Raw genomic sequence first — 14,127 nt, 5'->3', positions numbered from 1 at the left:
GAAACGCGATGAGATCCAATCAGTTCAAGGCGAGCCTCTTCGACTTGGTCAAGACAGGCCTCGCTGCATCGATTCTATTGATGGCGAGCTGCGCGTCGTTCGCGCAGAGTGTCAACCTGACCGCGAGCGCGACAAGTACCACGCTGCCCGACGGACAAGTTGTGCCGATGTGGGGCTACACCTGCACCGGCGCCGCTGCGCCCGCCGCTTGCAAGGGCTTGAATCCGAATGCCGGGACGAGCTGGACGCCAGTGGTGATTACCGTCCCTCCTGGCAATCTGACGATCAACCTTACCAATAATCTGCCGGTGCCTCCGGGCGCCACCTCGGGAATTCCCACGTCGCTGGTGATCGTGGGTCAATTGGGCGGCGGTTTGGGCGCGGCGCGAACAACAATGCCCAGCCCGAACCATGCGGTCCAGGCCGTGACCTGGCCGATCGCCGGGGATAGCAATGGCGCTACCTTTAGTCCGCCCAATCAGGGGCCCCGGGTCCAGTCCTTTGCAACCGAAGTGGCCACGGCCACAGGCGCAAGCCCAACGGCGCTGACATGGAGCAATCTCAAGCCCGGTACTTACCTGATCGAATCGGGAACCCACCCGTCCATCCAGGGTCCGATGGGTCTTTATGGCGTGCTGGTGGTTACCACCGCTCCCGTAGTGCCCGCGCTGGGCACCGCCTATCCGGGCGTCACCTACAACGCGGACGTTCCTCTGCTGCTCAGTGAAATCGATGCCACGCAAAATGCCGCCGTGGCTACGGCTGTGTCGACCGCGAATTTCAGCGAAACCTCCTCCCGCGTCCTCAGGGACTCTGTCAGTTCCATCTCGGTGGCGCTCGACTCCGCCGGCAACCCCATCGCGGGTACTGGCTACAAGGCTGGCGATTTCGTCGCGTTCTCCGGTGGCGGCGCTTCGGTAGCGGCGACGGCTCATGTCGCAAGCGTGGACGGCACCGGCGCTATCACTGGTATCACGGTCGACAGTGCCGGGACGGGCTATTACGCCGTTCCCGACGTTACGGTAACGAGTACCACCGGCACCGGGGCGCAGGTCGTTGCGGCGTTGACCTTGACTGGCGTGATTTGCAGCGACCGCGCAGCCGCGTGCTATCCGCCTGCTGTCAACTACGATCCGCGCTACTACCTTATCAATGGCATCGCTTTCGACAGGACCAAGACCGCCACTTCGCTATTCTCGACGAACCCTGCCAACGCCACCGGCAGTGTCCTGGTGCGCTTCGTCAACGCTGGTCTGCGCATGCACGTACCGTCCATCGTAGGGGCGCTGACAACCGACAACAGTTCGGGTACGCCCAAGGTGGTTTCGGGACTGTCGCTGCTAGCGGAGGACGGCAATCTCCTCCCGGGGACCCGGCGAGTGCAGAATGAAGTATTCCTGGCTGCAGGCAAGACGTATGACGTACTGATCAATGCCCCCGTGGCTGTCGCTCCGGCGACCGCGCCAGCAGCCCTGGCGGTGTTTGATCGCCAGCTGAGCCTATCCACCAACAATCAGCGCGACGGCGGCATGATGGCATATATCGGTGCCAATGGCGCCACACTGCCCGCCAGCGGGGTGACCGCGAAGGCCAACCCCGACTCCTACTTCCTGGTTTCGGGCAATAGCCTGACGGTGGCGGACCCTGCCAAGGGCGTGGTCGCCAACGACGTGGGCGTCTACGGCGTCAAGCTGCTGACAGCACCCACGGGCGGCACGGTCACCTTGAATCCTGATGGTACGTTTACCTACGTGCCCAATACTGGCACTGCGTCCGACAGCTTCACGTACCAGGCGAACGGAAACGCCGCGCTGACGGCGAAGGTGACGCTGGCCGCCTGTACCGGTAATTGCAAGGGAGGGGCGCCCACAGCCGGCGGCGACAGCTTCCTCAGTAACATTGCATCGCGGTTGCAGATCGGCGCGCCCGGCGTGCTGGCGAACGATAGCGATCCTTCACAGCTTCCGCTGACTGCCGCGCTGGTCGCCGGCAGCGCCACGGGCGGCACGGTCATGCTGAACGCGGACGGCTCGTTCACGGCAATACCCACGGCTGCGCCGGGCCCCGCAACGACGGCTAGCGTGACCTTCAAGTACAAGGCGGTGAATTCGCAGAAGACATCGAGCAATGCTGCCACGGTGACGGTGACGTTCAAGGGCGGCAGTGGCCTTGTCGTGAACGTATTTGACGCGCCGAGCGTGCGACCGGGGGCAACGCCGGTCAAGATCACCGACTACCGCTGGATCATCGAGGAAGACCGCACCTTCCAGATCGACCTCGCATGCCAGGTGAACTCCGCCACGCGGCCGGCCAATTGCCCGCCGCTGCCGGTGCCGAGCCTGGGGACCAGCTTCCATACCAGCTACATGCCTGTCATTGCCGCGGGCTGTGTCGGTCAGGTTGCTTGCGAGGCGGGGCAGACAGTCTTCGACCCAGCGAGCAATTCGCACATGCCAGCCGTGTGCGATGTTGGCAATGGCGTCTGTCGCACGGACTCCGCGCAGCAGGCCCCGGTCGACCCGAGCCAGGTAGCGCTCGACCCGGCCAAGCACTACTACATTTCGATCTTGCCCGGCGATGCCGGCAACCCCTTCGCTGCGGGCGCGGGCGCTCCCCAGCCGGTCGATCCAGCCAAGCCCCAGGGGTTGCAGAGGCCTTTCAGTATTGCCAAGGACTGCCCGTCGGTCGCGGATTTCGCCCCCGGAACGGGAACCTGTGGCCACGGCATGGGCGGCGCGCCGATCGCGCCTGCACAGAAGACGGTCAACATACCGCTGCAACAAACGCCGCTGGCGACGGCGAAGGTCTCGGTGTTCGTGTTCGAGGATGATGCACCGCTTAACGGCGAAGTCGACGTCAGCGGCGGCACCGAGGGCTTCGGGACGTCCCGGGAGCCGGGACTGGGAGGCTTCGAGATCAAGCTATTCGACGACGCCGGTGGCACGGGCGATCCGACCGGACAGATGACGTACGACATGTTCAACATGCCGCTTTCCAATTCGCTGCAGGGGATGATCGATCCGATCACGCACCTGAATGCGTGCCCGATCTCGCCAACGCCGAAGTCGGCGAAAGACGGACTGGTCGGCATGATTCCCACCTGTCCGAAATATGAATCCGATGGCACGACACTGTCCCCGCTGGTCGGCCAGGCCATCATCGCCAATCTGATGCCCGGCAGATACGGCGTGGTCGCAACGCCGGCAGCCGACAGAATTGCCAAGGGCGAGGAGTGGCTCCAGACGAATACGCTCGATGGACAGAAAGCCCATGATGCCTTCATCAAGGTAGGCGGCCCGGCGTACTTCCAGGAGTTTGGCCCGGCCGGCTTTCACGTCTCCGTCGGCTTCGCCAACGCGAAGATCATCAATGATCGCAGGACCAATGCCGCGAAGTCTGGCCTATGCGACCGTTCCGGAGCCTCGTGCGCCAATGCGGTCAATGGCAGAATCACCAACCTGCACTACAGCCGGCCGCCCAACCAGCATCTCTACGGCAGCGGCTCGCGCGACTCCCTGGCTTTCACGCAGTGCTATGTGAGCCTGGGGGATCCGGACGGCGAGGACATCGCCTTCACCAAGTGCAACGACAAAGGCGAGTTCAGCTTTTCCGGTATTCCCGATGGCACTTTCAGGCTAACGGTCTTCGACCAGTGGAACGATCAGATCGTCGATGGCCTTGCCACGGCGGTACAGCTTGGACCTAACGCGAGGAGCGTCAATGTCGGGGATCTCGCGGTCCTGCAATGGCACACGAATCTCTATACCAGATCATTCATCGATCTGAACCGTGACGGCGTCTCGCAGGACGGCGAGCCTGGCCTCACGCTGGTGCCGACCAACATCCGCTTCCGCGACGGCAGCTATTCCAATTTCAACAATACCGACCTCAACGGCTACGCCGCGTTCAACGAGATCTTCCCGCTGTTCAACTGGTATGTGGTGGAAGCCGATACGACCCGTTTCAAGCAGACGGGTGTGCACGTGGTCTATGATGCCGGCGGTCCGCCGGATGGCACGCCTGGCGGCGGTAAGTCGAGCATTGCGGCGAATTTTGCCAACACAACGGAATCCGCGACTGCACATCTGCCAGACAAGCTACGGGTCCCCGGCGCGGTGTACTGCGACAACGCGGATTGCACTGGCTATTCGATCCTGCACCCCGGCCACAGTGCCGCCAACCCGTCGACCGGCCGGATCGATCCGCCGTCGGTGACCACCCTTGGCTGGCAAGGCTTCTCGGGCCAGAGCTCGTTCATCGAGTTCGGCAAGACGCCGTTCGCCGCAAACGAGAACGGTGGCATCAAGGGTGAGGTGATCTATGCCTCCACGCGGCCGTTTGACGACCCCGCGCTGCTGATCCACACAAGCTGGACGCCCAACGTGCCGAACGTGACTGTCAACCTGTATCAGGAGGGCACTGCTAAGGATGGAACGCCCAGCCTGACCCTGGTGGATACCACCACGACCAGCAGCTGGGACGATTGGGCGCAGGGCTTCCGCAGCGACGGCGTGCCCAATATGAACTGTCCGGGCCAGGAAACCACCGACCCGTACTTCTTCACACTGCAGAACAGCACCCAGTGGCTCGATCCGAAGCACACTGCCTTGCCGGCAAAGTCCCAGTTCAAGTGCTATGACGGCATGCATATGTTCAATCAGCTGCAGCCCGCGCCTTACGATGGGATGTACCAATTCCCCAGCGTGAAAGGCAGGAATCCGCAAACCGGAAGGCCGATGGGTACCAACTGCAGCATCTGCGTGCCGAATCCCGCGGGTGGCGGAGTCTTTGAGGCCGGAACGCCCATGCTGCCCCCCGGCAAGTATGTGGTCGAGGTGGTTGTGCCCCCGGGCTACGAACTGGTGAAGGAGGAGGACAAGAACATCCTCATTGGCGACAACTACATCGCGCCGGTGACCCAGCAGTTCGCTGGCCTGGGCAGTATCTTCATCCTGCCCGACCAGGCGGCGGTGAATGCCACCTATAACGCCAACAATCCGCAGAACCCGACCACGGATCTGGGATCCACGCCCAGGCATGAGGGCGATACCGGGAGCGTCGAGACCTTCTGGCCCTGCGTCGGTGCGCTGCGCATCGTTCCCGACTATATCAGCCTGTTCCCGGGCTCGCAGGAGGTGGCGCCGTTCGCCGGTGCGTCGCGGCACCTGTGCGACCGCAAGGAGGTCACGCTTACCGATCAGATGACGGTGCTGGCGAAGTTCTGGGTATTCAGCTCAACCCACGTCGCTGCGCACTTCACCGGCTTCATGCTGGACGACTTCTCTTCGGAATTCGACCCGTATTCGCCGCAATTCGGCGAGAAGTTCGCCGTACCCAACGTGCCGGTGTCGATGAAGGATTTCGGCGGCAACGAAGTGGCCCGTGTGTACTCCGACCAGTGGGGCATCTTCAATGGCCTGAACTATTCGACCTGGGAAGTCAATCCGCCGAATCCGACCGGCTATGCGCCGACCATGATGGTCGCATGCATGAACGACCCGGACATGCCGGATCCCGCGCACCCCGGGCAGACCATCAGGGATCCCATGTACAACCCCGCGTACAGCCAGTTCTGCTACGAGATTCCCTTCATGCCAGGACAGACCCAGTACATGGACACGCCGGTGGTGCCGGTGCAGGCCTTCGCGGATGGATATAACCAGCCTGACTGCGCGTATCCGGATGCCACGCCTGCGATCTCGAAGGTCGTAGGCGATGCCAGCAACGGCGGTGCCGGTCCGTGGGTCAGCGCTGCGGGCCACACTTTGACCATTAGTGCCTTGGGCGACCAGCAGGTAACCAACCATGCCTATAGTGGACCAGGGGCGAGCAAGGTCCCTTACAATCAGAAGTTCATCACGCGCCACTATGGTTTCGGGAGCTGGTGTACCAGCGTCGGAGGCGCCTGCACTGTGCCTTCGAGCGTAACCATCGGCGGCACGCCTGCGCAGATCACGGCGTGGACCGACCAGTCGATCACTGTCACGGTGCCTGCGCTGTCATCGGACCATGGCGAACTGGTGATCACCGCGGGCAATGGCAAGAAGTCCGTCGACACCGTCAGCGTCAGCATCGGCGGCAAGGCGCCGACCTACGTCGCTGGCGAAAACGCCACCGGCAACGCCATCCAGACGGCGATCGACAAGGCCGTCCCCGGCGACTTGATCATCGTCGGCCCGGGTGTCTACCAGGAGATGCTGCTGATGTGGAAGCCGGTCCGACTGCAGGGCGTTGGCGCTGCCTCGGTGACTGTCAACGCGAATACGCACCCGTCTGGCAAGATGGACCCGTGGCGGGCGCAGGTCAGCTGCCTGTTTGGCATGTCGCGCAACGGTGGGGTGATCTCGCCGACCAATCCGTTCGACCCGACCAACACCTATAGCTGTCCCACGGGCCTGGCAACCGATCCGCTGGCCATGCAGCGGCGGATCGACCCAATACCGTTCGAGCCCACCCTCGGCTGGGACAGCACGCTCAACGGCAACCTGGGCGAGCTTCTGATCGAGCCCACGCTGATGGGCGCGTACGAAGGCGCGGCCATTACAGTTCTGGCGAAGGGCGTGCAAGACGTCAACGGACAGCCCGACCCGAACTGCACCGCGAACGGCATCTGCACGCCGTTGACGGCAAGTGCCGCGGATTGCGCGAACAATCCCAGCAACTTCCTCTGCAATCCGTCGCGCATCGATGGCATCACCTTCACCAACAGCTCGCAAGGTGGCGGTGGCATATTCCTGCACGGCTGGAACCACAATATGGAGATCTCCAATAACCGCGTCTTCGGCAATGCCGGCACGCTCACGGGCGGCATCACGATCGGCCAGGTCGAGGTACCGGACGGGACCATCGGTGCGGACGGCGTGACGCAGATTCCGTTCGGTTTCAACATGAACGTGAATGTGCATCACAACGCGGTCACCTCCAACGCTTCCTACGGTGATGAAATCAATTCGACCACGCCATCGGCGGCCGGCGGCGTGACCTTCTGCTCGGGAGCCGACAACTACCACTTCAACTACAACTGGGTGTGCGGCAACATGAGTAGTGGTGACGGCGGCGGCGTGGCCCACTTCGGCTTCAGTTATAACGGCGACATCTCGCACAATCTGGTGCTCTTCAACCAGAGCAACAACCCGACGCTACCTACCTACGGGGGCGGCATCATCGCCCAGGGAGTACCGCCGGATGGCACCTTCTGCGAGAACCAGACCGTCGATGTCGATTGCGCACCGCAGCTGTCCGACGGCGCAGGCCCGGGCCTCACGATCGACGGCAATCTCCTGATCGGCAACACGGCGGAGAGCGGTAAAGGCGGTGGTCTGCGGCTGCAGGGCATCAACGGCACCGATGTACAGCGCAGTCCCAATGACGCGTCGAAGTGGTACCGGGTTTCCGTCACCAACAACATCATCGCGAACAACGTCGCGGGGTGGGCAGGGGGCGGTGTGTCGATCCAGGATGCGGTGGGCGTCAACTTCATCAACAACACCATCGTTTCCAACGACGCGACGGCGTCGGCAGGCGTGCTCTTCAACACGCCCGCGGCCGCTCAGTCCAATGTACCTCCGCCGACGAAGTGCACCACGGTGGGCGCGGAAACGACTTGCGATCCGATCACCACGTCGACCTACCAGCCGGCTGGTCTCGAGACGGCGCGGCACACGCCGAACTTCATCGCAGCGTTCAGCAATGCAGGGGTCACCTGCCCGGTTGGAACCTCTGCCTGCACGACGTTCTCGAACCCGGTGATGGCCAACAATCTGTTCTGGCAGAACCGTTCGTTCTACATCACGGTGGGCGGCCTCAATCCGTCGATCCCTGGCTTGCAGAACGTGGTGACGCTGAATCCGACGCTGAACCAAGCTGGGAAGACGACGGGCTATTGCGACCCCAAGGCTATCTACTGGGACATCGGCGCCTTTGGCGACTCCGGACCGAGCAAGCATGAGTCGGGCCTGACGCTCAGCCCGCAATTCTCGATCCTGACTGACGCCGCCGACTACCAGGGGGCAAGCAACCTGGGTTCCAACCCCGCTGTTGTCAGCCAGTACTGCAATGGCTCGCGGGTTCCGCCGGAAGGTGGAGGGGTCGGATTCGCCGTGCCGCCGGGTATCTCGGATACAGTCTTGCCCAACCCGCTCTTCGGCCTGATGCCGACGGCGACCCCGGATGAAGGCAATCAGTGGATCAATATGTCCTACGGACCGCTCTCCCTGTTCAACGCCAGCATCTCGTCTGGCAGCCCGGGCTACAACGTGCCACTTGGCAACTACGCGATCACGTCGGGTTCGCCGGCAATCAATACCGCGACCGACGCGGGTGCCCCGAATCACGACTTCTTCGGTACCGTCCGGCCGCAAGGCGGCAAGTTCGATATCGGAGCGGTTGAGTTCGTGGCAGGCGCCTCGCCCAGCGCGACCCTGACGCTGTCGACCCAGGACTTCGGCAGCGTCGCGCGGGGCGATGCGGGGCCGGTTCATGTCTTCACGCTAAAGAACACGGGTAGCGTACCGCTGACAGGTATTGCGAACCCGGTGATCACCGTGGATAACACGAACTTCTTCATCGTTGCGCAGCAAACGACGTGTGGCAGTGTCAACCCAACCGGGGCCAGCAGGATCACCAGCCTGGCTCCGAACGGCACCTGCGCCATCGCCGTGCAGTTCAGGCCTGCCGGCCGGGATGCAGCAAATTCCACGCAGAACGGCACGCTCAGCATTACCGATAGTTCCGGTACGCAGACGTCGGCCTTGAAGGGGGTGGCAGTTCGTTAGGAATGGGTGGGAGCGCGAAGTCGAGGCGCGAAGGGGGAAGGGGGCGCGGCACTTGTCGCCCCCCCCCCCAATGTCGAAGAAGCAGGAACCAGTGGCCATCCGGGAGTGGCGTGCGAACATGTCCAGTCATGCAAGGAACTTGACGAGGATCTCGATGCTGCTTGCCGGCTGCATCTGGGGGGGAACCGCCCTGGCTGAATGGGCCTTCCCGCAGGAAGGGCCCCCGGCGGGGCCAGTCCGTGCCGCGACGACGCCGGCCAGGACCTCGCCGTATGCGCCGGTGAAGCTGCCAAAACACGCGAAGGTCTATTACGATCTCTACAGAGGTGTCGAGGATCTGCACGTGCGCCAGACCGCATCGGGCAACCTGATCCGCTTTAGCTATCGCGTGACCGACCCCAGAATCGCCCAGATGCTGAGCGACAAGAATGCGACGCCCTACCTGCTCGGGCAAAGGAGCCGGGCACTTCTGCAGATTCCGGTCATGGACAAGATCGGTCAGCTGCGGCAATCGGGCCCGCTGGCGGTTGGCCAGGAATACTGGATGGTGTTTTCCAACAAAGGCAACCTGATTAAAACCGGGGACCGCGTCAACGTGATGATCGGTTCCTTTCATATCGACGGCCTGGTGGTTGAATGAACGCGCGCGGGCGCGATCTTTGAGGCATGGATTGGGGGGTGTGCTCATGAACCGAATTCTCTTCCTGGCATTGGGCCTGGTGTCTCTGGCGGGATCAGCCGGCGCGGCGACGGAAAGCGCATCGGGGAGCCGGCTGACGGCCGCCCAGATCGCCGACCGGAATGTGGCTGCCCGCGGCGGGCTTGAAGCCTGGCGGGCGGTAAACAGTCTGACCATGTCGGGCCAGATCGATGTCGGCGGCAAGAAGGACGTGATGCTGCCGTACGTGGCCACGATGAAGCGGCCGCACAAGAGCCGCTTCGAGCTTCGCTTCCAGGACCAGACGGCCCTGCAGGTGTACGACGGGGCGCAAGGGTGGAAGGTCAGGCCCTTCCTGGGGCGCGATGAGGTCGAGCCGTACAGCGCAGCCGAGGCCAAGATTGCCGCGCAAGCCGCGGAGCTGGATGGCCCGCTGGTCGATTACGCCAGGAAAGGCACCAAGGTCGAACTGCTGGGGATGGAGTCCGTGGAGGGGCACCAGGCCTACAAGCTCAAGCTGACGATGAAAGACCGCGTGGAGCGGCGCTTGTGGGTCGACGCAACGAGTTTTCTCGAACTGAAGATGGAGGGCGAGCCGCGCAAGCTGGACGGCAGGATGCATAGCGTTGCCGTCTATTACCGGGATTACAAGACGGAGGGCGGGCTGAAGATGCCGCATGTCATGGAGACCGCTGTCGAAGGTGTCAAGAAAGCCCACCGGATGACCGTCGAGCACGTGGCGATGAACCCGCCGGTGGACGATGCCGTGTTTGCGAAACCGCAGTTGGCGTCGGCCAGGTTGCCCGGCAAGTAAGGAGGGGGGCTATGACGATAAGACGGATCGCCCTTGGGGTTCTCGCTGCTTGTGTCTCGATGGCGGCGATGGCGGCTTTGGCGGTGTTGGCGGCGCAGCCATCGGCGTCGCCCGATTTGAGCGTGGCCCAGATCGTGGAGAAGAACGCCGCGGCACGGGGAGGGCTTGAGGCCTGGCGGAAGATCCAGACCATGGTCTGGGTCGGACACGTGGAGAGCGCGAATGCGCCTGCACGTTTTTTGCTGGCCATGAAGCGTCCCAACAAGACTCGCTTCGAGATCACCGCGCTCAATCAGATGGCCGTGCGCGTCTTTGATGGCAGCCATGGCTGGAAGCTCCACCCGACCCAGGGCGGCAAGCCGAATCTGCAACCCTACTCGATGGAAGAGGTGAAGTTCGCGCATGACGAGCAGGTGATCGACGGGCCGCTCATGGACTACGAGGCCAAGGGTATCGCCGTGACGCTCGAAGGTGTCGATGAGGTCGAAGGGCACAAGGCATACCGCCTTGGCATCCGGCTACCTTCGGGCGGGAGCCGCCGCCTGTGGATCGACGCGAAGACATTCCTGGAACTCAAATACGACCGCGAATCTCGCAATGTCCTGGGACAGTCGCACACAGTCACTGTCTTCTATCGCGACTACAGGGCAATCGACGGGCTCCAGATTCCGTGCACGATCGAAAGCGGCGTCGCGACGGCCCAGGCAACGGACAAGCTCGTGATCGACGAAGTCTCGTTCAACCCCTCGCTGGGCGACTGGATGTTCGCCAAGCCCGGCACGCCGAGGCAGGATAAGCCGGTGTCGATCGATGCCCAGGCGCGGCCAGGTCCGGGCGATATGGCCCGGCCGGCGCCATAGCGATGAGCCGGGGACTATCCGCCCTGCGGGCGCTCGCAGCGGGCTTCGTCGCCGCTGCGCTGACGGGGTTTGGCGGCCAAGCCAGCGGCGCTTCGGCAACGGATGCCGGCGAAGCGATTTTCCAGCGTGGCGAGCTGCCTTCGGGGGCGCCGCTCGACGCGATCCGCGATGGCGGCATGCGGATGCAGGGGGCCGCCGCGGCCTGCGTCAATTGCCATCGGCGCAGCGGGCTCGGCGCCAAGGAGGGCTTTGGCACCGTGCCGCCGATCACCGGGCGCTATCTCTTTCACCCGCGCGCCAAGAGCCTCGAGGACCTCGACCTCCCATACGTCGAGGGCATGCGGGCCGATCGCGATCCGTATACCGATGACACTGTTGCCAGAGCCATCCGCGAGGGCTTGGACTCGGAAGGCAGGCCACTCAATTACCTGATGCCGCAATTCGCGCTGAACGATGCCGACATGGCCGCACTGATCGCATACCTGAAGCGGATGGACCAACGCAGGCCGCCGGGGGTCACGGACACGGTACTCCATTTCGCTACCATCATCACGCCCGATGCGGATCCCGTGAAGCGCCGCGGCATGCTGGATGTGCTGGACCACTACTTCGCCGACAAGAACACGTTTCCGCTCGGGCCGACCCCTGCGCTACGTACCTCGCGCAAGATGATGTTCATGGTCAATCGCCGCTGGCAACTGCATGTCTGGGAACTCACAGGCCCGGAAGCGACCTGGCTGGATCAACTCAAGCGGCATCTGGCGGCGGAGCCTGTCCTTGCCGTGGTGTCCGGGCTCGGTGGCAGGAACTGGGCGCCGGTCCATGCTTTCTGCGAGCAGGAATCCGTGCCATGCCTGTTTCCGAATATCGAGGTGCCAGTCAACAGCGATACCGATTTCTATTCCCTGTATTTCTCCAGCGGCGTGCTCCTGGAAGCGGACCTGATCGCGAAGAAGATCCTGGATGCGGGCAGTGGCAAGGTGGCGAAGTCGGTGCGCCAGTTCTATCGTGCCGGCGACAGCGGGGAGCCGGCGGCCAAGGCGCTCGCCGTCAAGCTGAAGGGGCACGGCGTCGCGGTATCCAGCCACGCTCTCGCCAACGGCGAGAGCGTGGCTCAAGCGCTGCGCGGCGCAGCGGGCGCGGACGCGCTCATGCTGTGGCTGCGGCCTGGCGACATCGCCGCGCTTGGCAACGCGCCGCCGCCGCGCGCTGACGTGTTCATGTCTGGCCTGATGGGCGGGCTCGAGCGCACGCCGTTGCCTACGGGCTGGCGCGGTGTGACTCGCCTCGCCTATCCCGTCGACCTGCCGGAGCGCCGGCGTGTGCGCGTGGACTATGCGCTGGGCTGGTTTGCGATCCGGCGTATCCCGGTCGTCGCCGAGCAGACGCAGGCGGACACGTTTCTTGCCTGTGGCCTGCTGGCTGAGACGCTGAGCCACATGGTCGACGCGTTTGCGCGCGACTATCTGGTGGAGCGCATGGACGACATGATAGAGCGCCGCATCATCACCGGCTACTATCCACGCCTGACGCTTGGGCCGGGCCAGCGTTTCGCTTCCAAAGGGGGATACATCGTCCGGTTCGCGGAGCCTGAGCATACACGGCTGACCGTGGACGGGGAGTGGACGGTGCCGTAGGGAAGCATCCAGGTGAAGGTCCATCCGGAGGGATGTGCGGATTGCCAAGATCCGCCAGCGCAGCGTGTCGATAATTGCTGAAGGAGGTTTCCATGAGCGCGTTCAAAGAACGATGGGGCAGGGCGCTGGTATCGGCCCTTGCGGCGGGGAGCACGATCGCGGCGGTGATGCCGTATGCGCTGGCGCACGATGGCGCCGATCCGCATGCGCATCACCACATGATGCGGGACACGCGCACATCCACCGCGGCCTACTCACTGCCATCCGTGACGCTGGTACGAGACGATGGCCGTACCGTGTCGTTGAAGGATGAACTGGACGATGGCCGCCCCGTGGTCCTGACGTTCATCTATACCACTTGCACATCCGTCTGCCCGGTGATCAGCCAGACGCTCTCGCAATTGCAGGGCGAGCTTGGCCCGAACAGGGACAAGGTGCACATGGTGTCGATCTCGATCGACCCGGAGCAGGACACGCCGTCGCGCCTGCGGGAATATGCGACGAAGTTCGGAGCGGGTCCCGAATGGCAGCACTACACCGGCGCTGTTGCCGCGAGCGTTGCCACGCAGCGCGCATTCAACGTCTATCACGAGGACAAGATGAACCACAGTCCCGTGGTATTCCTGCGTGCGGCGCCGGGCAATCCATGGCTGCGGATCGATGGCTTTGCTACCGCGGACGAGCTGTTCCTTGCCTATCAGAAGCTGGTCGCAGCTAACTGACTGGAGCATGATCCGGCTTCTGGCGCCTTGCAGGGATCTCCGTCAGGTCCCTGCAAAGCGCCGGAATGCCGACAGTAGACGTTTCGCTGGCCGGCAAGGCGGATGCCGGACGTCCCGTCTCAGCGCTCTGCTTGCGCCGCCGGGCTAGCCGCCATCACCGCCGGCGCCACCATCTGCGCGAGCAAGCGCAACACGGCCACCTCGGTCTGCGTCCACGCGCCGCGCGCCGCAAGGAAGTTGAACGTCCCTACGCATTGTCCGCGCTCACATACCGGTACATTGACCACGGCCGAAAGCGCAAGCCCGCGAATCGTCGAGATATCGTCGAACACGGCTTCAAGCGCCGCGTCCCCCTCGCCCACGAAGACCTCGCCCTGATGCAGCACGCAACGTGTCCACGGCGTATCAGCCTTGTACTTGCGGCCGCCCACTGGGTAGGCGGCGGTGTCGGAGGACCATAGCCGCACCACTTCGGAGCTGGCGCGCCGGTAGGCGTTGATGGTGAGCAGCCCCGGGCCCAGCAGCGCGGCAGTGGCGCTGCCGATCGCGTCGAAGGCGATGGCGGGCTTGGCTGCGCGCGCCAGCGTGTCGCATAGCGAGGCTAGCAGCGCCACAGGCAAGGTCACGACGCAGGGCGCCGCGTCATTCACGATATCGGTCAC

Annotated in this window: 7 protein-coding genes; 6 read left to right on the top strand and 1 reads right to left on the bottom strand. The window is 63.5% G+C overall.

Features of this window, described 5'->3' with window-relative positions:
* The first annotated feature begins 8 nt into the window (after window positions 1–8).
* The 6 genes from AC1RQC_RS18130 (at window position 9) to AC1RQC_RS18105 (ending at window position 13,465) form a co-directional block, all read left to right on the top strand.
* The gene (locus tag AC1RQC_RS18130) at window positions 9–8,774 is read left to right on the top strand and encodes a cadherin-like domain-containing protein (RefSeq protein ID WP_492370954.1); all 8,766 of its coding nucleotides are present in this window, start codon (window positions 9–11) and stop codon (window positions 8,772–8,774) included.
* Window positions 8,775–8,928: 154 nt separating this feature from the next.
* The gene (locus AC1RQC_RS18125; RefSeq protein ID WP_492370953.1) at window positions 8,929–9,414 is read left to right on the top strand and encodes a hypothetical protein; all 486 of its coding nucleotides are present in this window, start codon (window positions 8,929–8,931) and stop codon (window positions 9,412–9,414) included.
* 46 nt (window positions 9,415–9,460) lie between these two features.
* A complete protein-coding gene (locus AC1RQC_RS18120; RefSeq protein WP_492370952.1) occupies window positions 9,461–10,246 on the top strand; it encodes an outer membrane lipoprotein-sorting protein in 786 nt (261 codons plus the stop codon).
* 17 nt (window positions 10,247–10,263) lie between these two features.
* Window positions 10,264–11,106, top strand: a complete 843-nt coding sequence (locus AC1RQC_RS18115; protein ID WP_492370965.1) for a LolA-like protein — start codon at window positions 10,264–10,266, stop codon at window positions 11,104–11,106.
* 2 nt (window positions 11,107–11,108) lie between these two features.
* The gene (locus AC1RQC_RS18110; RefSeq protein WP_492370951.1) at window positions 11,109–12,743 is read left to right on the top strand and encodes a cytochrome c/ABC transporter substrate-binding protein; all 1,635 of its coding nucleotides are present in this window, start codon (window positions 11,109–11,111) and stop codon (window positions 12,741–12,743) included.
* A 92-nt stretch (window positions 12,744–12,835) separates the two neighbouring features.
* Entirely contained in the window at window positions 12,836–13,465 is a 630-nt protein-coding gene (locus AC1RQC_RS18105; RefSeq protein ID WP_492370950.1) for an SCO family protein, read from the top strand.
* Window positions 13,466–13,584: 119 nt separating this feature from the next.
* Here AC1RQC_RS18105 and AC1RQC_RS18100 read toward each other — a convergent pair whose 3' ends face one another.
* Window positions 13,585–14,127: a GAF domain-containing protein gene (locus AC1RQC_RS18100; RefSeq protein WP_492814179.1), complete on the bottom strand. Its 543-nt coding sequence runs from the start codon at window positions 14,125–14,127 to the stop codon at window positions 13,585–13,587.

The sequence above is a fragment of the Cupriavidus sp. GW822-FHT03E04 genome, assembly GCF_058801495.1.
Note: the sequence above shows the minus strand (reverse complement) of the source record. Positions and strands in the feature narration are given on the sequence as shown.